18 protein-coding genes and 5 tRNA genes are annotated in these 21,734 nt (G+C 51.8%); 13 read left to right on the forward strand and 10 right to left on the reverse strand.

Going from position 1 to position 21,734, the window contains the following annotated elements; translation table 11 throughout:
* Positions 1 to 13: 13 nt before the first annotated feature.
* Positions 14 to 940 (forward strand): LysR family transcriptional regulator, encoded by a 927-nt coding sequence (locus AAYN39_RS13815; RefSeq protein WP_001109831.1) that lies wholly within the window; start codon positions 14 to 16, stop codon positions 938 to 940.
* Between the two features lie 61 nt (positions 941 to 1,001).
* Here the strand turns inward: AAYN39_RS13815 and AAYN39_RS13820 are convergent, their stop codons facing one another.
* A complete protein-coding gene (locus AAYN39_RS13820; protein ID WP_000722932.1) occupies positions 1,002 to 1,763 on the reverse strand; it encodes an outer membrane protein OmpK in 762 nt (253 codons plus the stop codon).
* A 255-nt stretch (positions 1,764 to 2,018) separates the two neighbouring features.
* On the opposite strand from AAYN39_RS13820, the gene xapA reads away from it, so the two are divergent.
* Genes xapA through AAYN39_RS13840 form a run of 4 tightly spaced genes read left to right on the forward strand, consistent with a single transcriptional unit; the run spans position 2,019 to position 5,316 of the window.
* Entirely contained in the window at positions 2,019 to 2,852 is an 834-nt protein-coding gene (gene xapA, locus AAYN39_RS13825; RefSeq protein WP_001119752.1) for a xanthosine phosphorylase, read from the forward strand.
* 54 nt (positions 2,853 to 2,906) lie between these two features.
* Positions 2,907 to 4,163 carry a nucleoside permease gene (locus tag AAYN39_RS13830; RefSeq protein WP_000513243.1) on the forward strand — a complete coding sequence of 419 codons (1,257 nt, stop codon included), beginning with the start codon at positions 2,907 to 2,909 and terminating at the stop codon, positions 4,161 to 4,163.
* 58 nt (positions 4,164 to 4,221) lie between these two features.
* On the forward strand, positions 4,222 to 4,380 hold the full coding sequence (locus AAYN39_RS13835; RefSeq protein WP_000658727.1) for a DUF1427 family protein: 159 nt from the start codon (positions 4,222 to 4,224) through the stop codon (positions 4,378 to 4,380).
* A gap of 51 nt (positions 4,381 to 4,431) precedes the next feature.
* Positions 4,432 to 5,316, forward strand: coding sequence for a LysR family transcriptional regulator (locus AAYN39_RS13840; RefSeq protein ID WP_000438886.1), 885 nt, complete (start codon positions 4,432 to 4,434; stop codon positions 5,314 to 5,316).
* Between the two features lie 162 nt (positions 5,317 to 5,478).
* On the opposite strand, the gene AAYN39_RS13845 is transcribed toward AAYN39_RS13840, so the two are convergent.
* The 3 genes from AAYN39_RS13845 to AAYN39_RS13855 all read right to left on the reverse strand — a co-directional run bounded on the left by AAYN39_RS13845 (position 5,479) and on the right by AAYN39_RS13855 (position 5,751).
* Positions 5,479 to 5,554: transfer RNA gene (locus AAYN39_RS13845), tRNA-Lys, on the reverse strand.
* A gap of 4 nt (positions 5,555 to 5,558) precedes the next feature.
* Positions 5,559 to 5,634: transfer RNA gene (locus tag AAYN39_RS13850), tRNA-Val, on the reverse strand.
* Between the two features lie 41 nt (positions 5,635 to 5,675).
* Positions 5,676 to 5,751: transfer RNA gene (locus AAYN39_RS13855), tRNA-Val, on the reverse strand.
* A gap of 258 nt (positions 5,752 to 6,009) precedes the next feature.
* Here AAYN39_RS13855 and gltX point away from each other — a divergent pair.
* Positions 6,010 to 7,425 (forward strand): glutamate--tRNA ligase, encoded by a 1,416-nt coding sequence (gene gltX / locus AAYN39_RS13860; RefSeq protein WP_000695623.1) that lies wholly within the window; start codon positions 6,010 to 6,012, stop codon positions 7,423 to 7,425.
* A gap of 53 nt (positions 7,426 to 7,478) precedes the next feature.
* Here the strand turns inward: gltX and AAYN39_RS13865 are convergent, their stop codons facing one another.
* Both AAYN39_RS13865 and AAYN39_RS13870 read right to left on the reverse strand, forming a co-directional pair.
* Entirely contained in the window at positions 7,479 to 7,871 is a 393-nt protein-coding gene (locus AAYN39_RS13865) for a YfeC-like transcriptional regulator (protein WP_000826515.1), read from the reverse strand.
* A gap of 1 nt (position 7,872) precedes the next feature.
* Complete coding sequence (locus AAYN39_RS13870) at positions 7,873 to 8,235, reverse strand: YfeC-like transcriptional regulator (protein WP_000472034.1); 363 nt, start codon at positions 8,233 to 8,235, stop codon at positions 7,873 to 7,875.
* Between the two features lie 221 nt (positions 8,236 to 8,456).
* On the opposite strand from AAYN39_RS13870, the gene AAYN39_RS13875 reads away from it, so the two are divergent.
* The 3 genes from AAYN39_RS13875 to AAYN39_RS13885 all read left to right on the forward strand — a co-directional run bounded on the left by AAYN39_RS13875 (position 8,457) and on the right by AAYN39_RS13885 (position 11,030).
* Positions 8,457 to 8,532, forward strand: a tRNA-Ala gene (locus AAYN39_RS13875).
* A gap of 42 nt (positions 8,533 to 8,574) precedes the next feature.
* Positions 8,575 to 8,650, forward strand: a tRNA-Ala gene (locus tag AAYN39_RS13880).
* Between the two features lie 190 nt (positions 8,651 to 8,840).
* Entirely contained in the window at positions 8,841 to 11,030 is a 2,190-nt protein-coding gene (locus AAYN39_RS13885; protein ID WP_001112949.1) for a sensor domain-containing phosphodiesterase, read from the forward strand.
* A gap of 52 nt (positions 11,031 to 11,082) precedes the next feature.
* Here AAYN39_RS13885 and nupC read toward each other — a convergent pair whose 3' ends face one another.
* Complete coding sequence (gene nupC, locus AAYN39_RS13890; protein WP_000376341.1) at positions 11,083 to 12,285, reverse strand: nucleoside permease NupC; 1,203 nt, start codon at positions 12,283 to 12,285, stop codon at positions 11,083 to 11,085.
* A 342-nt stretch (positions 12,286 to 12,627) separates the two neighbouring features.
* Here nupC and AAYN39_RS13895 point away from each other — a divergent pair, with 342 nt between their 5' ends.
* Positions 12,628 to 13,869 carry an Nramp family divalent metal transporter gene (locus AAYN39_RS13895; protein WP_000131734.1) on the forward strand — a complete coding sequence of 414 codons (1,242 nt, stop codon included), beginning with the start codon at positions 12,628 to 12,630 and terminating at the stop codon, positions 13,867 to 13,869.
* 60 nt (positions 13,870 to 13,929) lie between these two features.
* On the opposite strand, the gene ypeC is transcribed toward AAYN39_RS13895, so the two are convergent.
* The gene (gene ypeC / locus AAYN39_RS13900; RefSeq protein ID WP_000490091.1) at positions 13,930 to 14,256 is read right to left on the reverse strand and encodes a DUF2502 domain-containing protein YpeC; all 327 of its coding nucleotides are present in this window, start codon (positions 14,254 to 14,256) and stop codon (positions 13,930 to 13,932) included.
* Between the two features lie 113 nt (positions 14,257 to 14,369).
* Positions 14,370 to 15,368, reverse strand: coding sequence for an L-glyceraldehyde 3-phosphate reductase (gene mgrA, locus AAYN39_RS13905; protein WP_000640297.1), 999 nt, complete (start codon positions 15,366 to 15,368; stop codon positions 14,370 to 14,372).
* Positions 15,369 to 15,547: 179 nt separating this feature from the next.
* On the opposite strand from mgrA, the gene AAYN39_RS13910 reads away from it, so the two are divergent.
* Positions 15,548 to 17,200 carry an alpha-keto acid decarboxylase family protein gene (locus AAYN39_RS13910; RefSeq protein ID WP_001180878.1) on the forward strand — a complete coding sequence of 551 codons (1,653 nt, stop codon included), beginning with the start codon at positions 15,548 to 15,550 and terminating at the stop codon, positions 17,198 to 17,200.
* A 19-nt stretch (positions 17,201 to 17,219) separates the two neighbouring features.
* On the opposite strand, the gene AAYN39_RS13915 is transcribed toward AAYN39_RS13910, so the two are convergent.
* Positions 17,220 to 18,455: an ion channel protein gene (locus AAYN39_RS13915; protein WP_000468932.1), complete on the reverse strand. Its 1,236-nt coding sequence runs from the start codon at positions 18,453 to 18,455 to the stop codon at positions 17,220 to 17,222.
* 203 nt (positions 18,456 to 18,658) lie between these two features.
* Here AAYN39_RS13915 and glk point away from each other — a divergent pair, with 203 nt between their 5' ends.
* Both glk and alaC read left to right on the forward strand, forming a co-directional pair.
* Positions 18,659 to 19,624, forward strand: coding sequence for a glucokinase (gene glk / locus AAYN39_RS13920; protein WP_000170371.1), 966 nt, complete (start codon positions 18,659 to 18,661; stop codon positions 19,622 to 19,624).
* A 722-nt stretch (positions 19,625 to 20,346) separates the two neighbouring features.
* Positions 20,347 to 21,585: an alanine transaminase gene (gene alaC / locus AAYN39_RS13925; protein ID WP_000785618.1), complete on the forward strand. Its 1,239-nt coding sequence runs from the start codon at positions 20,347 to 20,349 to the stop codon at positions 21,583 to 21,585.
* Positions 21,586 to 21,734 lie beyond the last annotated feature (149 nt).

Here is a 21,734-nt window from a genome sequence, read left to right on the forward strand (position 1 = left end):
ATGAATCTAGTCGATGAACTATTCACTGCGTCAACTGCGGATTTTTATTACCGTCGCCCAGGCCAAAAGTTTTAGTCGGGCAGGGGACAGGATTGGACTGAGCCAGTCTGCGGTCAGTCATAGCGTAAAAGAGCTGGAGCGGCAAACCGGCGTCAGACTGTTGGATCGCACCACGCGTGAGGTGGTGCTGACCGAGGCGGGGCAACAGCTGGCGACGCGTCTGGAGCGGGTGCTTGATGAACTGAACAGCATACTGCGCGATGCAGGCAGAGTAGGGACACAATTAACCGGCACCGTGCGCGTTGCCGCGAGCCAAACCATTTCTGCGCATCTTATTCCGCAATGCATTGCCCAAAGTAATTCACTTTATCCCGCTATTGATTTTGTATTGCACGATCGTCCGCAGCAGTGGGTGCTGGAGAGCATCCGCCAGGGTGAAGTGGATTTTGGCATCGTTATCGATCCCGGCGCAGCGGTGGATTTACAGTGTGAAGCCATCTTATCAGAGCCTTTTTTACTGTTGTGTCGCCAGGATCATCCGCTGGCGCATCAGGAATGGGTGAGCTGGCAGGATCTTAAACAGGCCTCGCTGGTCTTACAGGATTATGCTTCCGGCAGTCGACCGCTGATTGATGCGGCGCTGGCCCATTTTGCTATTGAGGCGGATATCGTGCAGGAGATTGGTCACCCGGCCACGCTGTTTCCAATGGTGGAAGCGGGAATCGGCATCAGCGTGCTGCCCGCGCTGGCGTTACCGCTCCCGCAGGGCAGCCACTTACAGGTTAAACGGCTGACGCCCGTAGTTGAAAGGCAGCTCATGCTGGCGCGGCGAAAAAACCGATCGCTCTCCACGGCGGCGCAGGCGTTGTGGGACGTGGTGCGTACTCAGGCCAGCGAATTAACCGCCGCGAGGGCGAAAGATCCGCTGTATCAGCTATAAATATCTATCTGTCCGTGTGTGAGGTGCGGTCTTGCCCTGCCATTTTTGACAGGGCAGTGTGTTAAAACAGGTATTTGATGGAATAAATAATGCCATCCTGCAGGAAGGATTCTCCTAACTTATTATCAGCGTAACGATATTGTACTCCTGCGGTCAGGTGAGGAGTCGCATTCCACCACAGCGCTACTGCGCCATTAATGCCATCTTTCCCGCCATTGCCCGCAGCGTAGGACGCATCGCGGTCAAACTCATACTCATTCCAGTTCGTTACGCTGAATTTCTCACTACCCAACGAGAAGCTATAGCCGGCCACCCAACCTAATACATAACCATTATCGCCTGTGTAGTAGGTCTGATCGGTATAACGTTTGGCAAAGAAGGGTTTAAACCAGTAACCGTTACCTGTGAAGTTATAGCCTAAACCATAGAGAAACATGTCATCATGGAAATTAGCGCGATGAGGTGAACCGTACGTCCCGTAGGCATGGAGATAGAGGTTTAATCCTGTATCGCCCAGATAAATACGGTTGGTATTTTTAAAGGTGTAACGCTGTTCGCTGCTTGGTTTAGCGTGGCGGCCATTGTAAAAATTTTCCCAGTCGAAGAACCCGTACATTTCTCCCCAGCTAAAATTCGCTCCGCCTTCCAGTTCCAGGTACCCAAAATCATCTTTATGGGATTTTTTACTGGTTTTTTCCGTGGTGTCTGATGTCCAGTCGAGGTAATGGAGGCCGATATCGGCGAACCCGCCTTTAAATTCCGCATGGGTGAGTGCGGGAATAATGAGTAAAGAAGAAAGCGTCAGAGTAAGAATTTTTTTCATAGCATATTTCCCTATGCCGATAATTATTAATGGGTTAATTAAAAAGAGGCAATTTATAAATATGAAAGCGGCATATTGTTAATATGAAGTGCAAGCAAAAACCAATACTGTTTTCCCTCTGTATTAATACAGAAGCGATCTAAATCTATCGATATTAAATGGCTATTGATGACACGTGAAAAGTGTATTGGTCAGCAAGGGGCGATGGTCGTTATAAAAAGGAGTCAAATTAAATCCGATAGAACAAGGAAACTTATGCCTCACGCTCTTTTTTCTCATAATCCTGAGTATTGTATTGATATTATTCATGCACATAAACCGGCATTTACCCCGCGAGTCGCGTTTATTTTAGGCTCCGGGTTGGGTGCTCTGGCGGATCAAATCGAAGATGCGGTAGCCATTTCTTACGAGAAATTGCCGGGATTTCCCGTCAGCACCGTACACGGCCATGCTGGTGAACTGGTGCTCGGCCATCTGGCGGGTGTTCCGGTGGCCTGTATGAAAGGCCGCGGACATTTTTATGAAGGGCGTGGAATGGCGGTGATGACCGATGCCATTCGCACGTTGAAATTACTGGGCTGTGAAGTGTTGTTCTGCACCAATGCGGCAGGATCTCTGCGTCCGGAAGTGGGGCCGGGTAGCCTGGTTGCGCTTAGCGATCACATTAATACGATGCCCGGTACGCCGATGGTGGGGCCAAACGATGATCGTTATGGCGATCGCTTCTTCTCGCTGGCTAATGCTTATGACGCAGATTATCGCGCCATGCTTCAGTCCGTTGCGGCAGAGAAGGGATTCCCCCTCACTGAAGGCGTATTTGTTTCTTATCCGGGTCCGAACTTCGAAACGGCGGCAGAAATCCGCATGATGCAGATTATTGGCGGCGATGTGGTCGGAATGTCCGTTGTCCCTGAGGTGATTAGCGCACGTCATTGTGGCCTCAAAGTTGTTGCCGTCTCAGCGATCACCAATCTGGCGGAAGGGCTGGGCGATGTAAAACTCTCCCATGCGCAAACGCTGGCGGCGGCTGAACTTTCCCGGCAGAACTTTATCAATCTGATTTGCGGCTTTTTACGTAAGCTGGCCTAAACACAATGACTACGGCCCCGTATTGGGGCTTTATCTCACGGCAAGGAATAAAAAATGGGTATTACGTCCCGCTTAAAAGTCATGTCGTTCTTGCAATATTTTATCTGGGGGAGCTGGCTGGTTACCCTGGGCTCTTACATGATCAACACTCTGGATTTTACCGGCGCGAATGTCGGTATGGTCTACAGCTCAAAAGGACTGGCAGCGATTATCATGCCGGGCATTATGGGGATCATTGCTGATAAATGGCTGCGCGCTGAGCGAGCCTATATGCTTTGCCATCTGGTTTGCGCGGGGGCGTTATTGTACGCCACCACCGTTACCGATCCCCAGACGATGTTCTGGGTGATGTTGGTTAATGCGATGGCGTATATGCCAACGATTGCATTATCCAATAGCGTTTCGTACTCCTGTCTGGCGAAAGCAGGTCAGGATCCGGTAACGTCATTTCCGCCCGTGCGCGTTTTCGGCACAATAGGTTTTATTGTTGCGATGTGGACGGTGAGCCTGATGGGGCTGGAACTGAGCAGTGCGCAATTATACATCGCTTCTGGCGCATCGTTATTGCTGGCCCTGTATGCGCTGACGTTACCGAAAATTCCGGTAGCCGAGAAGAAGGCGAACACCACGCTTGTCAGTAAGCTCGGACTGGATGCTTTTGTTCTGTTTAAAAATCCACGCATGGCAATCTTCTTTTTGTTTGCGATGATGTTGGGGGCGGTGCTGCAAATTACCAATGTCTTCGGTAATCCGTTCCTGCATGATTTTGCCCGTAATCCTGAGTTTGCCGATAGTTTTGTGGTGAAGTATCCCTCTATCTTGCTTTCAGTTTCGCAGATGGCGGAAGTGGGCTTTATCCTCACCATTCCGTTCTTCCTTAAACGCTTTGGTATTAAAACGGTAATGCTGATGAGCATGCTGGCGTGGACGCTGCGTTTCGGCTTCTTTGCCTTTGGCGATCCATCCCCGTTTGGCTTTGTGCTATTGCTGCTGTCGATGATTGTTTATGGCTGCGCATTTGATTTCTTCAACATCTCAGGGTCAGTATTTGTAGAGCAGGAGGTGGACTCAAGTATTCGCGCCAGCGCGCAGGGGCTGTTTATGACCATGGTTAACGGCGTGGGGGCGTGGATTGGGTCTCTTTTAAGCGGTATGGCCGTGGATTATTTTTCTATTGATGGCGTAAAAGATTGGCAAACCATCTGGCTGGTTTTTGCCGCCTACGCTCTGGCATTGGCCGTTATTTTTGCATTGTTCTTTAAATATCAGCACCATCCAGAAAAACTGTCGACCAAATCATTAGCACATTAATTTTATTTGACTGGCGAGAGGATGTTCGCCAGTCCATTTTTATGAACAAGGACACAGTATGAAAGAAATTATTCTCTCCTCCGGTATTGGATTTGGTATTGGCGCATTTTTTACTTTATGCCGTATACCTATTCCTGCACCAAATGTTTTACCCGGGGTTTTATCTATTGTATTTATGTATATTGGGTATCTTGTCGTTAAATCTATTTTTTACTAGGTAATATGGTAAATTCCAGACGTTATCCCTTATTCCTGGAGTGCGATAGTGATGGAACGAGCCCATCGTATTGATCTAAAGCTATTACGTTATTTCCTCGCTGTTGCAGAAGAATTGCATTTTGGCCGGGCTGCTGCCCGGTTAAATATGTCACAACCTCCCTTGAGTATCCATATCAAAGAACTTGAACAGCAACTGGGTACATTGCTGTTTATTCGTCATTCCCGCAGCGTTGCATTAACCCATGCCGGGAAAGTTTTAATGGAGGAGTCACGTCGCTTGTTAGCCAATGCAAATCAGGCGCTGGCGCGAGTGGAGCAGATTGGTCGCGGTGAAGCGGGGCGCATTGAACTGGGTGTGGTTGGTACGGCGCTGTGGGGAAGAATGCGTCCTGCGATGCGTCACTTTTTGAAAGCAAATCCCAATGTTGAAGTACTTTTTCGCGAAAAGTCTCCAGGTATGCAAATGGCGTTGTTAGAGCGTCGGGAACTTGATGCAGGGATCTGGCGTATGGCTATCGAACCAGCAGTCGGTTTTACCAGCATACGTTTGCATGAATCTGCATTCATGGTTGCAGTTCCGGAAGATCACGATCTGGCATCCAGAGATTCTGTGCCGCTGTCGGCGTTGCGCAATGAATATTTTGTTACGTTGCCTTCCGTACATTCTGATTGGGGATTTTTACAACGTGTATGCCAACAGGCGGGTTTCTCGCCAATGATTATTCGGGAAGTGGTTGAGCCGCAAACGGTGTTGGCGATGATCAGTATGGGGATCGGGATTACGTTGATGGCTGATGGCTATGCGCAAATGAGCTGGCCGGGTGTGGTGTTCCGTCCGTTAGAGGAACGTATTCCGGCGGATTTGTATATTGTGTATGACCAGCAGCAGGCAACGCCAGCACTGGAGAAACTGGTGGCGGCGTTGACGGTATGATGTCTGTGCCGGATGGCGACTAACGTCTTATCCGGCCTACGCGGCGGTGTCGTCTGTAGGCCTGATAAGCGCAGCGCATCAGGCAAGACCCGAACCTGCGGCAGGTTCGAATCTTATAAATCGCAGATAGCAAAAAAGCGCCTTTAGGGCGCTTTTTTACATTGGTGGGTCGTGCAGGATTCGAACCTGCGACCAATTGATTAAAAGTCAACTGCTCTACCAACTGAGCTAACGACCCGAAGTGGTGGGTGATGACGGGATCGAACCGCCGACCCCCTCCTTGTAAGGGAGGTGCTCTCCCAGCTGAGCTAATCACCCACTTCGGTACTTCACAATAAGAAATTTAGCTGGCGAGAAAGTGGTGGGTGATGACGGGATCGAACCGCCGACCCCCTCCTTGTAAGGGAGGTGCTCTCCCAGCTGAGCTAATCACCCACGCTGTGTGGAGTCGCATTATAGGGAGAGTTGAAAATGAGTCAACGCATTTTCTAAAGTTTTTGTTTGTTCGTCGTAAAATTAAACAAAACGATCGTGAATTACCCCGCACTGCATGATTTCTATACGGAAATAGCAAAGCGCAGCGTTCTGACCGGATCAACATTGAGGAATCAAGCCACAGTGATAGAATACAAGGCTATTCATCTTTCCAGGATTTGCCGGTTGTCGGCATCTTTATAAACGTAAGGCCATTTCATGAAAATCAAAACTCGCTTCGCGCCTAGCCCGACAGGTTATCTGCACGTCGGCGGCGCGCGTACTGCTCTTTATTCCTGGCTTTTCGCACGTCACCACGGCGGTGAATTCGTGCTGCGTATTGAAGACACCGATCTTGAGCGTTCCACGCCGGAAGCCATTGAAGCCATCATGGATGGTATGAACTGGCTGAACCTGGAATGGGACGAAGGCCCATATTTCCAGACCAAACGTTTTGATCGCTATAACGCGGTGATTGACGAGATGCTGGAGGCGGGAACAGCCTATAAATGCTACTGCTCTAAAGAGCGTCTGGAGCAACTGCGTGAAGATCAGATGGCGAAAGGCGAGAAGCCGCGTTATGACGGGCGTTGCCGTCACAGCCACGAACATCATGCCGACGATGAGCCATGCGTGGTGCGCTTTGCCAACCCGCAGGACGGTTCCGTTATTTTTGATGATCAGATCCGTGGCCCGATCGAATTCAGCAATCAGGAACTGGACGATCTGATCATTCGTCGTACCGACGGTTCCCCAACCTACAACTTCTGTGTGGTGGTGGACGACTGGGATATGGAAATTACCCATGTGATTCGTGGCGAAGACCATATCAACAATACTCCGCGCCAGATTAACATTCTGAAAGCGTTAAACGCGCCGGTGCCGATGTACGCGCATGTGTCGATGATTAACGGCGACGACGGTAAAAAGCTGTCTAAACGTCACGGTGCGGTGAGCGTGATGCAGTATCGCGATGACGGTTATCTGCCGGAAGCGTTGCTGAACTATCTGGTGCGTCTGGGCTGGTCCAGCGGCGATCAGGAAATCTTCACCCGCGAAGAGATGATCAAGCTGTTCTCCCTCGGTGCGGTGAGCAAGTCTGCGAGCGCGTTCAACACCGATAAACTGCTGTGGCTGAACCACCACTATATCAATACGCTGGCGCCGGAATATGTGGCGACGCATTTGCAGTGGCATATCGAGCAGGAAAATATCGACACCCGTAACGGCCCGCAGCTTGCTGAGCTGGTGAAGTTGCTGGGCGAACGCTGCAAGACTCTGAAAGAGATGGCGCAGAGCTGCCGCTACTTCTATGAAGACTTCAGCGAGTTTGACGCCGATGCGGCGAAAAAACACCTCCGCCCGGTGGCGCGTCAGCCGCTGGAAGTGGTGCGCGACAAGCTGTCGGCGATTACGGACTGGTCAGCAGAAAACGTCCACCACGCGATTCAGGCCACGGCGGATGAGCTGGAAGTGGGGATGGGTAAAGTAGGGATGCCGCTGCGTGTGGCTGTGACCGGTGCCGGGCAGTCGCCTGCGCTGGATGTCACCGTACATGCGATTGGTAAAACCCGCAGCATTGAGCGTATCAACAAAGCGCTGGGCTTTATCGCCGAGCGTGAAAGTCAGCAGTAACGCCAGCTGAAACAGAATAAACGGCAGGGCAGACGCCTGCCGTTTATTATTTGTTAGTCCGCCTCATTGATACCTAAACGCGTCAGAAATCCGCGAATACCTTCCCGCGATAAAAACAGCGCCAGTTTTTCCTGTTCCTGAGCAGACATATTTTCAACGGCATCAATAATTTGTCGATAAGCGTGACTGTGCGTCGCGTTCGCATATTCTGCGAAAGCCTCTTCCGCCTGATAAAACGCAGGCAGTTTGCGAAAAGCCGGAATATTGAGAATAAACTCCCGCACGCTGGCATCAATATGGATGAGTCTTGCGCGTCCGCCTTTGACGCCGGGAAATTTTTCGGTTTTCCAGTGTTGTTCTCTGATCCAGCGATTGACGGTTTGTCTGGCCACGCCGAGGCATTCAGCCAGCTCTTCAGTGGTCATTTTACTGCGTAATCTTTTCATATTATTTGCTATCGCGTATCCCTAAGCGTTGTAACAAACCGGTAATCCCTTCACGCACGAGGAGAGAGGTAAACTGTTTCTGCTCGGATGAGGTCATCTCTTTGGCGAGCGTCATGAGCAGCGCTTCAAGCGATGCGTTGCTGGCAGGCGTGAATGTGTCTGCGTGATGGTCAACTGAACGTTCAGCGCTGCGGATATATTCACGAACCTGTTCGTTTACATGAACCAGACGGGCTTTACCGCCCTGGACGCCAGGTTTGGGCGATGTTGCCCAGCCTTCTTTCCGTACCCATTTATTGATGGTTTGTCGGCTGTAACCGGTGAGATTAGCGAGTTCTTCTGGCGTCATCCGTTCCTTGAACATAACGATTCCCTGAATAGTCGTGGGGTTAATTAGTGGTTCATTTTATAGCACCATTTTAGTCGAAACCGTGACGTGTTTAACTACTGAATGCGAGTTGTGCCGCAATGTCCTTTATTTGAATGCTTTTTCAGCGATTGAATTCGGCAAGTTCATTTTGCCGTTGACACATGCCGAGGGAATTCATATGATGCCGCCCGTCAACTCGACAAGCTTTACGTAGTGGGGCTATAGCTCAGCTGGGAGAGCGCTTGCATGGCATGCAAGAGGTCAGCGGTTCGATCCCGCTTAGCTCCACCAAATTTACTCCCGATAAATTTGGCGTATACGTAAAAGCACTATGGGGCTATAGCTCAGCTGGGAGAGCGCTTGCATGGCATGCAAGAGGTCAGCGGTTCGATCCCGCTTAGCTCCACCAACGTTCAAACCCTCGCTGAAAAGCGGGGGTTTTTGCTTTTTGTCACAAAATTCATGGCGTCTGATCTGCTCTTCAGGTGCGTTCGTTTGCCGCTGCTTTTGCGGTCAATATGAGCTTTTGTTAGATTGCTTCATAATGCGAATATACTTATTATTCATGCGCCTTATATAATGATGTGAGCATTAAAGCAATGCCGGATAAGTGTAACGTATTAAAAAATATAAAAATATTCTTACTGGCCTTCTGCCTGACCGTTCCGGCTATTCTGCTATCTCGTCTCATTTCTCCCCGCGCCACAATTGATTCCAGCTATATCTTTCTGGCCTGGCTACCGCTCTGCGTCATGTTTTCCGTGCTGTTTTTATTTGGCCGCCGTGGCGTCGCGCCGATGGTAGGCGGAATGATGTTGACTAATGAATGGAATTTTCATTTACCTCTGCCACAGGCGATGGTGCTGCTATTTTGCCAGACGTTTCCCGTGTTGCTGGTTTGCGCTATCGTACGCTGGCAGCTGGGCGCGCGCTGGCGCTACGGAATACCCAACCAAGGCATCTGGCTACGCGTTTTCTGGTTAGGGTTAATGACGCCGTTTGGTATAAAAATCAGTATGCATCTGGCGGGGCACTACCTGGCTTTCCCGGTGACCATCTCTACCTTCTTTGGCACCGGCACCGCTATTTTCTCGATTGTCGATTTATTGAGTCTGATTTCTGCCGCGCTTATTTTTACCCTCTTTTTCTATTATCCGCTGCGAATGATAGTCAGCCCGCACTATATGCGTATTTTCTGGCGGAGGGATGTCGCTCCTTATCTCGCCAAAGAAAAACGCCTGTTTACGCTTCTCTGGTTTGCCACTCTGGCGACGCTATTAGCGGTGCTGTGTACGCCTTTCGAGACAAAGTATATTGCTGGCTATCTGGTGCCAGTTCTGTTCATTGGATTTACCATCGGCGTGGGGAAAATCAGCTATCCGCTGTTGAATTTTAGTTGGGCTCTCACTGCGCTATTCCTGCTTAGCTATAACCGCAATTTTCTGCAGGGCGTGGGTTCAGAATATTCGCTGGCATTTATCCTTTCAGTTCTCATTTCTTTTAGTATTTGTTTGTTGTACATGGCGCGGATTAATCAGCGTAGCGAATGGTTGAATCGACAGTGGCACTCGCAGGCATTGACCGATCCGTTGACGCAACTGCCTAACTTGCGCGCGCTGGGGCAGTTTCTTTTACAGGATGCCGGGCAAAGCGTGTGTTATCTACGCATGGAAAACCTGGAATTTCTGAGCCGTCATTACGGTATGCAGATGCGCGTGCATTGCGAACGCGAGGTGTTTCGCGTGTTGCAGCCGCTGCTGCTGGAAAAGGAGAAAATTTTCCATCTGCCGGGCAGTGAATTATTGCTGGTATTGACGGGACCGGAGACGGAAGCCCGCCTGCAATATATGCTCAATGTGCTTAATAACCGCAAAATTTACTGGAACAATACCGGTCTGGACATGGAATACGGCGCATCGTGGGGAACATTCGATGGTCGCCAGGAAACCTTGCAACCGCTGTTGGGGCAATTAAGCTGGCTGGCGGAGCAATCCTGCTCGCACCGTCGGGTGCTTGCACTGACCCAGAGTATTGAAGCCGCTTCCGGGCAGACGACGGAACGGGTGCTGCGGTTGCAGAAAATCCGTCAGGCGCTGGAGCGCGGCGCGCTGGTTTTGTATGCGCAACCCATTCGCGACGCGCAGGGAAAAGGGTATGACGAGATTCTGACGCGGCTTCGGTGCGACGACGGTATCATGATGCCGAATCAGTTCATTCCGCTTATCGCCCAGTTTAACCTGAGCGTACGGTTTGATATGCAGGTGATGGAAGCGCTCCTGCAATGGTTGTCCGCGCATCCTTCGGCGGAGCAGGGGGCGCGTTTTTCGGTTAATTTGATGCCGCTGACGCTGCTGCAAAAAGAGACGGCGTCGCGCATTATGCAGCTTTTTAAACGCTATGGCGTCCCGCCTGCTTCGGTCATCATCGAAATTACTGAAGAACAGGCCTTCTCTCATTCCGAAATCAGTATGCACAATATCAACCAGCTGCGTAAGTTTGGCCTAAAAATCGCCATTGATGATTTCGGCACCGGTTATGCAAACTATGAACGGCTAAAACGCCTCAAGGCGGACATCATTAAAATCGACGGTTGTTTCGTAAAAGATATTCTGACGGACTCCCTGGATGCGATGATCGTGAAATCCATCACTGATTTAGCGAAAGCGAAATCGTTGAGCGTCGTGGCTGAGTTTGTTGAAACGCCTGCGCAGCGCGATCTGCTATTGCAGCTTGGCGTACATAGTTTGCAGGGATATCTGATTGGCCGCCCGCGCCCGTTAGGCAAATAAGCGGCATAAAAAAACCGGGGATAGCTCCCCGGTTTCTACATTAAACGCAGACTTACAGTACCAGCGCCGCGATAGAGGCGGACAGTACGCTCACCAGCGTAGAACCGTAAACCAGTTTCAGACCAAAACGGGAAACCACGTTGCCTTGCTCTTCGTTCAGGCCTTTAATCGCGCCCGCAATAATACCGATGGAAGAGAAGTTCGCGAAGGACACCAGGAAGACGGAGATAATGCCTTCAGCGCGTGGAGAGAGGGTAGAGGCGATTTTCTGCAGATCCATCATCGCCACGAATTCGTTGGAAACCAGTTTGGTCGCCATGATACTTCCTACCTGCAGCGCTTCACTGGACGGTACGCCCATTACCCATGCGACCGGGTAGAAGATGTAACCCAGAATGCCCTGGAAGGAGATGCTGTAGCCGAACCAACCGGTAACCGTTGCGAACAGCGCGTTCAGCGCCGCGATCAGCGCGATGAAGCCGATCAGCATCGCCGCGATGATAATCGCCACTTTAAAACCTGCCAGAATGTACTCGCCCAACATTTCGAAGAAACTTTGGCCTTCATGCAGGTTCGACATCTGAATATTTTCTTCGCTGGCATCAACGGTATAGGGGTTGATCAGCGACAGAACGATAAAGGTGCTGAACATGTTCAGAACCAGCGCTGCGACCACATATTTAGGGTCCAGCATGGTCATATACGCGCCCACGATAGACATGGAAACGGTAGACATCGCCGTTGCAGCCATGGTGTACATGCGGTTACGGGACATTTTACCGAGAATATCTTTATAAGCGATAAAGTTCTCAGACTGGCCGAGGATCAGCGAGCTGACGGCGTTAAAAGATTCCAGTTTGCCCATACCGTTTACTTTGGATAGCAGGAAACCAATAGCGCGGATGACCACTGGCAGAACACGGATATGCTGGAGAATACCGATCAACGCGGAAATAAAGACGATCGGGCACAATACTTTCAGGAAGAAGAACGCCAAACCTTGATCGTTCATACTGCCAAAGACGAAGTTTGTCCCTTCGTTGGCAAATCCGAGCAGTTTTTCAAACATCTCGGAGAAACCTTTTACGAAGCCAAGGCCAACATCCGAGTTCAGGAAGAACCAGGCCAGTAACACTTCGATAACAAGTAACTGAATGACGTAACGAATGCGAATTTTTTTACGGTCGCTGCTAACCAGCAGTGCGAGTACCGCAACAACGGCAAGCGCCAGGACAAAATGAAGGACGCGGTCCATATTTGCTCCAAATATGAGGCAGGTTTAATTTTCGTGCACATTCTATGCAACAGCTGTAAAGAAAACGAGATCCAACACACACTATAATAAGGACCTGTGACGAGATTCAAAATTAGTGATCTGTAATACACTTTTACTGTACTGAATATGAAAATGAAAAGTTATATCAGTGTGCTAATCTTGTAATGTTAAGCCAAACTGTTCTGATACAGGTCGCCATCGTATCGGTCTATCGTTTCACACTATCAAAGTAATCACCCGTACCCATTGAAATGCACTTGATAATCATTATCAATGAACATAGCATGAAACATAGCAAAGGCTATGTTTTTGAGGCAAAAGATGACTGACAATCGCGTAGAGAATAGCAGCGGACGGGCGGCGCGCAAGCTAAGGCTCGCATTAATGGGACCTGCGTTCATTGCCGCGATTGGTTATATCGATCCCGGTAACTTCGCGACCAATATTCAGGCCGGCGCCAGCTTTGGCTACCAGCTACTCTGGGTGGTGGTCTGGGCGAACCTGATGGCGATGCTGATTCAAATCCTCTCGGCAAAACTCGGGATCGCCACCGGCAAGAACCTGGCGGAGCAAATTCGCGACCATTATCCGCGTCCGGTAGTCTGGTTTTACTGGGTACAGGCGGAAATCATCGCGATGGCCACCGATTTAGCTGAATTTATCGGCGCGGCAATAGGTTTTAAGCTGATCCTGGGCGTCTCTTTACTACAGGGCGCGGTATTGACCGGTATCGCGACGTTTCTGATTTTAATGTTACAGCGCCGCGGTCAAAAACCGCTTGAAAAAGTCATCGGCGGTTTACTGCTTTTTGTCGCCGCCGCTTACATTGTGGAGCTGTTTTTCTCTCAGCCTGATATGGCGCAGCTCGGCAAAGGAATGGTTATCCCGGCGCTACCGAACCCGGAAGCCGTATTCTTAGCCGCCGGCGTGCTTGGCGCGACGATTATGCCGCACGTGATTTATCTGCACTCGTCATTAACGCAGCATCTGCACGGCGGAACGCGGCAACAACGGTACTCAGCAACGAAATGGGATGTCGCTATTGCCATGACGATTGCCGGTTTTGTCAATCTGGCAATGATGGCGACCGCCGCGGCGGCGTTTCATTTTAGCGGCCATACTGGCATCGCCGACCTCGATCAGGCATACCTGACGCTGGAACCGTTACTAAGCCATGCGGCGGCAACAGTGTTTGGTCTTAGTCTGGTTGCGGCAGGGCTTTCCTCCACCGTGGTAGGGACTCTGGCGGGGCAGGTGGTGATGCAAGGGTTTGTCCGTTTTCACATTCCGCTGTGGGTACGGCGCACCATTACCATGCTGCCCTCATTTATTGTGATTTTGATGGGGCTGGACCCTACCCGAATTCTGGTGATGAGCCAGGTGCTGCTGAGTTTTGGTATTGCGCTGGCGCTGGTGCCGCTCCTGATTTTCACCAGTAACGCTACGCTAATGGGCGAGCTGGTGAACACGCGGCGGGTAAAACAGATTGGCTGGATAATTGTCGTGCTGGTCGTCGCCCTGAATATCTGGTTGCTGGTTGGAACGGTGATGGGGTTGTCATAAAGACAGAAAGATAGCAGGCCCGATGCGTGGGCGTCATCGGGCTGTTATTCAGCAGGAGGCTTAGTGATGATGTTTGTGACCCCGGCCTCGCCCGCGATGATCGTCGCGATCGCGCCAGCCTTCCCGATAACCGCGTTCATACGCTTTACGCTTATCCCAGCCGCGATGATAGCCGTTGTCATGGCGCCACCAGCGATTTTTACGCCATTCATAATGGTTGTGCCAGTAATCCCGGTCGCGCCAGCGACCACCGTCCCAGTAGTTACCGTAATCATCGCGATCGCCAATCTGTAATTTTATTGAGGGCAACAGGGTGATTTCGCCCGCATTCGCGGCAAGCGGTGTAAAAGCCAGCAAGGCTGCCGCCAGAATCAGTGACCTGAACATACTTTCTCTCCTTCACGATCGAGCCGTCGCCGGCCTGTTAATGCAATATTACAAAGCAGTAAAGATTTGTTTCATCGCCTTAACTCTTAAATCATGAAGGAGAGCATTTTTTGCTAAAACCGGCCCTCCAGAATAGCGTCAATTTCTGCACATTCCGCCGCCGAAAAACGGCGATTGGCCAGCATTCCTACGGCGTCTTCGATTTGCGACGGTTTGCTGGCGCCAATCAGTACCGAGGTAACGTTATCGTTACGCAGCACCCAGGCGAGCGCCATCTGAGACAATTTTTGGCCCCGTCGTGCAGCCAGTTCATTCAACCGGCGAACTTTTTCCAGTTTGTCGGCGGTAATCTGTTCTGGTTTAAGGAAACGGCTTCCGCTCGCCGCGCGGGAATCTTCCGGAATGCCATTCAGATAACGGTCAGTGAGCTGCCCGCCCGCCAGCGGCGAGAAGGCAATACTGCCGACGCCTTTTTCCTGCAACAGCGTCAGCAGCCCGTCCTCTACCCAACGCTCAAAAAGCGAATATTTAGGCTGATGAATCAGGCAAGGCGTGCCGAGATCCTCCAGAATATCGATAGCTTGTCTGGCCAGATCGGCAGGATAGTTAGAGATCCCCACGTACAACGCTTTGCCGTGGCGCACAAGGTGATCTAACGCTTTCATCGTCTCTTTAAGCGGCGTTTCGGGATCGGGACGATGGTGATAAAAGATATCGACATACTCCAGCCCCATACGTTTCAGGCTTTGATCGAGGCTGGCGATAAGGTATTTCCGTGAACCCCAGTCGCCATAAGGGCCATCCCACATGGTGTAGCCCGCTTTGGTGGAGATGACTAACTCATCGCGCCACGGTAAAAAATCTTCCTGCAGAATGCGGCCAAAATTGCATTCTGCGGAGCCCGGCGGCGGCCCATAATTATTGGCGAGATCAAAGTGGGTAATGCCCAGATCGAACGCGCGTTGCAGCAGCGCCCGGCTATTTTCTACCCGTGTCGTATCGCCGAAGTTGTGCCATAACCCCAGCGAAATAGCGGGAAGTTTGACGCCGCTGCGCCCGCAGCGACGATACTCCATTGTGTGATAACGATTCTCATCGGGCTGATAAATCATGACCTTTCCCCCTGTGGCGTGAATAAATAGTGTATACGGTTACACTCGCCAGGCGGTATCCGGCTTTTACTGTTTGCCGCTGTAAACATTGTTTTCCAGGCTTTCATCCCCGCCGTGCTGGACAGCCATCGGCATTCCTTAATACTCAACATAATGTCAACGTCAGAAGGAAAGCTGTCATGCAAAACCCCTATACCGTGGCCGACTATTTGCTGGACAGACTGGCAGGATGCGGCATTGGCCATCTTTTTGGCGTACCGGGCGATTATAACTTGCAGTTTCTTGACCATGTGATTGACCACCCGACCTTGCGTTGGGTGGGATGCGCCAATGAGCTGAACGCCGCTTATACCGCGGACGGTTATGCGCGCATGTCGGGCGCTGGAGCGCTACTCACCACCTTTGGCGTGGGAGAACTTAGCGCTATTAACGGTATCGCGGGCAGTTACGCGGAATATGTCCCGGTCTTGCATATCGTCGGCGCGCCCTGTAGCGCTGCGCAGCAGCGTGGCGAATTGATGCACCATACCCTCGGTGACGGCGATTTTCGTCATTTTTATCGCATGAGTCAGGCGATATCCGCTGCCAGCGCAATATTGGATGAACAGAACGCCTGTTTCGAGATTGACCGCGTATTGGGTGAAATGCTTGCCGCACGCAGGCCAGGATACATCATGCTGCCCGCCGACGTGGCGAAAAAAACGGCTATCCCGCCTACGGAGGCGCTGGCGTTGCCCGTGCATGAAGCGCAAAGCGGCGTGGAGACGGCTTTTCGTTACCACGCCCGTCAGTGCCTGATGAACAGTCGGCGCATTGCGCTATTGGCCGACTTTCTTGCCGGGCGTTTTGGTTTACGACCACTGTTGCAGCGCTGGATGGCGGAAACGCCCATCGCTCATGCGACACTACTGATGGGGAAGGGGCTTTTTGATGAACAGCACCCGAACTTCGTTGGCACCTATAGTGCAGGCGCCAGCAGCAAAGAAGTACGTCAGGCCATAGAGGACGCCGATAGGGTTATCTGCGTCGGCACCCGTTTTGTCGATACCCTTACGGCCGGATTTACCCAACAATTGCCGGCGGAACGCACGCTGGAGATTCAGCCTTACGCGTCGCGCATCGGCGAAACCTGGTTCAACCTCCCGATGGCGCAGGCAGTGTCTACGCTGCGCGAACTGTGCCTTGAATGCGCTTTTGCGCCGCCGCCGACGCGTTCCGCCGGACAGCCAGTGCGGATTGATAAGGGAGAACTGACCCAGGAAAGCTTCTGGCAAACCTTACAGCAGTGTCTCAAACCCGGCGATATTATCCTTGTCGACCAGGGGACCGCCGCCTTTGGCGCTGCCGCGCTGTCGCTTCCTGACGGCGCGGAAGTTGTGGTTCAGCCGCTGTGGGGGTCTATCGGCTATTCCTTGCCCGCCGCGTTTGGCGCGCAAACCGCCTGCCCCGATCGGCGGGTAATTCTGATTATTGGCGATGGCGCGGCGCAGCTCACGATTCAGGAGATGGGCTCGATGTTACGCGACGGGCAGGCGCCGGTCATCCTGCTGCTCAACAATGACGGCTATACCGTAGAGCGCGCCATTCACGGCGCGGCCCAGCGGTATAACGACATCGCGAGCTGGAACTGGACGCAGATACCACCGGCGCTAAACGCGGCGCAACAGGCGGAGTGCTGGCGGGTGACGCAGGCTATCCAACTGGCAGAGGTCCTCGAACGGTTGGCGCGCCCACAACGTCTGTCATTTATTGAAGTGATGTTGCCAAAAGCCGATCTGCCGGAATTACTGCGTACCGTGACCCGGGCGCTGGAAGCCCGCAACGGGGGATAATGGCCCCCGCTGCGCCGGATTAGGGTTCGTGACGGTTGGCGGCCAGCAACGGTTTTCCCGCCAGCAATAGCCAGGCGGGGAGCATCACAATGCAGAGCAGCGGCAGCAGATTGGTATCCGGTACGACGACTGCCGCCATAAACAGACTGAGCCAGCCGTCGCGCGTCACTACCAGCACTAAGCCAAGAATCGCGCAGGAGACGGTAATCGCCGCGGGTACGGCCTCAACATGGGCATGGAGCATGAGCCCCAGCGCCGCGCCGATAAACACAGCCGGAAAAATGCGCCCGCCGCGAAAGCCGCTCGCCGCCGCGATGACCAGCGCGGCGAGTTTGACGACGGCTAAGGTAAAATAATCTCCCGCGCCCAACGTCTGGCTAAACGCCATTTGTTGCATTTCGTCCAGGCCTTTAAACAGGGTAAGCGGCCCGCCAATGACGCCCAGAATACCCAGTATAAAACCGCCAATGCCGAGAATCAGGACCGGATTTTTTAGTCGGTGCAGCAACTCGTGCAGACGCGGAAGGCACCAGACGGCGACCATCCCGGCGGCAATGGCGATCGCCGCGACGATCGCTCCGCTGGCAATGTCCACCAGCCGCATCTGCGTGTAATGGGCGATGGGTAACGAAAAATGCGGATGAAAGAACAGGCTGGTGGTGAGTGACCCCGCCGCTGCCGCCATTAACGGCGCAAACAGGCGATCCCACATGGGAATATCGTTAGAGCCGCTAAGCGTTTGCGAAAAAATCAGCGCCGCGGCGACGGGCGTGCCGAACAGCGCGCCGATGGTGCCTGCTGAGGCCAGAATCGTCCAGTCTAACGCCGTGATACGCGGAAACAGGCGGGAGCCGAAAGCCGCCGCCAGCGCGATATTTATTGTCATTATCGGATGCTCTGGCCCCAAACTTACCCCACCAGCAAGGCCGATGATTAAGGCGAGAAGCAGCCCGGGCAGCGCAGATGGCGAGACCGGCATACTGATTAACGGTTCGATGGCCGGATCGGGGCCAGCGTGTCCGGGACTGTAACGGATAATCAAACCCACCACGATCCCGGTTAGCGTGAGCATACCCACTATCCAGAACGGCGAATCATAAGCGATTCCGATGCTGGCGGGCAGTCGTTGCCAAAGAAATTGCTGAAAAACCGACGCGACTTTCATCGAGGCGATTAAAACTAGGCTTGACGCTACGCCAATAATCAGCGCAGGGAGCGACAGCAGCAGCATCGTTCGGGCACGCGGGTGGAACATAATCTCTTCCTTACACGGGGTCGTATATCTATTTTGCACAGCCTGCCCGACGGCATTGCTGCAATTGGTGCTGAAACAAGAAAGTAATTCTGTGATGAAGATCTATATTTATAGGCAGTCAGCCTGATGGCCGTTGTTGTTATGCCCCCATGAATTTACAGTGTGACAAAGACTTATTTTGACTTTAGCGGAGTAGTAGAAGAATGACAAAGTATGCTTTAGTAGGAGATGTAGGCGGCACGAATGCGCGTCTTGCCCTGTGTGATATCGCCAGTGGAGAAATCTCGCAGGCCAAAACGTATTCCGGCCTGGATTACCCCAGTCTTGAGGCCGTGGTGCGCGTTTATCTCGATGAGCATGGCGTCAGCGTGGAAGATGGTTGTATCGCCATAGCCTGCCCGATTACCGGCGACTGGGTGGCGATGACTAACCATACCTGGGCTTTTTCTATTGCGGAAATGAAAAAAAATCTCGGCTTTAGTCATCTGGAAATCATCAACGATTTCACCGCCGTGTCGATGGCGATCCCGATGCTGAAAAAAGAGCATTTAATTCAGTTCGGCGGCGGCGAACCGGTAGACGGCAAACCTATTGCGGTGTACGGCGCGGGAACCGGCTTGGGCGTGGCGCATCTGGTGCATGTGGATAAGCGTTGGATTAGCCTTCCGGGCGAAGGCGGGCATGTCGATTTTGCGCCTAATAGCGAAGAAGAAGCTATGATTCTGGAAATATTGCGCGCCGAAATTGGCCACGTTTCCGCCGAGCGCGTGCTGTCTGGCCCGGGGCTGGTGAATCTTTACCGGGCGATTGTTAAGTCCGACAACCGTCTGCCGGAAAATCTGCGCCCGAAAGATATTACCGAACGCGCCCTGGCGGATAGCTGTATCGATTGTCGCCGCGCGTTGTCGCTCTTTTGCGTCATCATGGGGCGATTTGGCGGCGATCTGGCGTTAACCATGGGGACATTTGGCGGCGTTTATATCGCTGGCGGCATTGTCCCGCGCTTCCTGGAATTCTTTAAAGCGTCTGGCTTCCGTGGGGGCTTTGAAGATAAAGGCCGCTTTAAAGATTATGTACACGGTATTCCGGTCTATCTGATTGTCCATGATAATCCCGGCTTGTTAGGCTCCGGCGCGCATCTGCGCCAGACATTAGGCCATATTCTATAAGTCAGACGGCGGCATAAACGCCTTATCCGGCCTACAAAAGTGTGTCATCTGTAGGCCTGATAAGCGCAGCGTCATCAGGCAATGAAACATTCTCTTGTCAGTCTCAAACCGCGTGCCTCACGCGGTTTTTTTTCATTGCCGTTCCTGTGTATGAATACTTCAACTGACTGAATTATTTCACTTTACTCTTGCTGAGCGAAAAGTCAAACACCAGCGCGTTGAGTCATCACGTCATGGTGATTACTCAGGCGAAAACAGGGATTTATTTTACTGTACGTATCCGGTTCGCTGCCTTATTTACGCTTTCATCGCGGCAGCTTGCCGGAAAGGATCCTTATTTTCGGGGAAATATCCCTGAAAAATACCGCAATATGACATGAACGAATACCATTATCGTTAGTAAGGCTTTTGATTAAAGAGGAAAAACCACAAAATCAAAAGGGGATTATTTGAGATAAGGTTTATTGACAGGAAATTATCGTCGGCCATACCGCGTTAGGTAAATTCAATGATATCAATTTGTTAATGATGTGATTTATTTGGTGCTATAACTGACACGCTTAAAAAGTAAATTTTTACGGTTGTTCCTCTTTTTCGTCGCTAAAAAATATTTTCATTAGCCTCTCGACAGGAAGAAAATTTTCAGGCTATTTTCTAAAGGAGCCACCATCGTGGCAGCGTCGCTCGGACGGTCCGGGCGCTAACGTTAATCTGAGGATATTATGGCTGACTCCCGCCCTGAACGTCGCTTTACGCGTATCGATCGCCTTCCGCCCTATGTTTTTAACATCACCGCTGAACTCAAAATGGCTGCGCGTCGGCGCGGCGAAGATATTATTGATTTCAGTATGGGTAATCCTGATGGCGCAACCCCTCCCCACATTGTCGAAAAACTTTGCACCGTCGCGCAGCGTCCGGATACGCACGGTTATTCCACGTCCCGCGGCATACCGCGTTTACGCCGCGCGATTTCTCACTGGTATCAGGAACGTTATGATGTCGATATCGATCCGGAAACCGAAGCGATTGTGACCATCGGTTCCAAAGAGGGACTGGCGCATTTAATGCTGGCGACGCTGGATCATGGCGATACGGTTCTGGTGCCGAACCCCAGTTACCCGATTCATATCTATGGCGCCGTTATCGCCGGGGCGCAGGTGCGTTCGGTTCCATTGGTAGAGGGGGTGGATTTCTTCAACGAGCTGGAGCGCGCTATTCGCGAAAGTTATCCGAAACCGAAAATGATGATTTTGGGTTTTCCGTCTAACCCTACGGCCCAGTGCGTCGAACTGGAATTTTTTGAAAAAGTGGTCGCTCTGGCTAAACGTTATGATGTGCTGGTGGTGCACGATCTGGCGTATGCCGATATCGTGTACGACGGCTGGAAAGCGCCATCCATTATGCAGGTGCCCGGCGCGCGCGACGTGGCGGTCGAATTTTTCACACTGTCGAAAAGCTATAATATGGCGGGCTGGCGTATTGGGTTTATGGTGGGCAATAAAACCCTGGTCAGCGCGCTGGCGCGCATTAAAAGTTATCACGATTATGGTGCTTTTACCCCGCTTCAGGTGGCGGCTATCGCCGCTCTGGAAGGCGATCAGCAGTGCGTGCGCGATATCGCCGAGCAGTATAAGCGTCGTCGCGATGTGCTGGTGAAGGGACTGCATGAGGCGGGCTGGATGGTTGAAATGCCGAAAGCCTCAATGTACGTCTGGGCGAAAATCCCGGAGCAATATGCGGCGATGGGATCGCTTGAGTTTGCCAAGAAGCTGCTGAATGAGGCGAAGGTTTGCGTTTCTCCAGGGATAGGCTTTGGTGACTATGGCGACACCCATGTACGCTTTGCATTAATAGAGAATCGCGATCGCATTCGCCAGGCCGTCAGAGGGATTAAAACGATGTTCCGCGCCGATGGCGTGCTGCCGTCACATCCAAAACCCGTTGAAGCGAGCACGGAGTAGAAAAGCAAACAGGAGCCCCATGGCTCCTGTTTTTTGTCTATGGAAAACCCCCAGCTAGGCTGGGGGTTCCGGAAAGCTTTCAGCTTTAAGCCAGTTATTAAAACCCCTTTTGATTTGTTAAAACATCTTGCGGTCTGGCGACTGCAAAA

Origin of the sequence: Salmonella sp. K21076, from assembly GCF_039650795.1 — a bacterium.
GTDB lineage: Bacteria > Pseudomonadota > Gammaproteobacteria > Enterobacterales > Enterobacteriaceae > Salmonella > Salmonella enterica.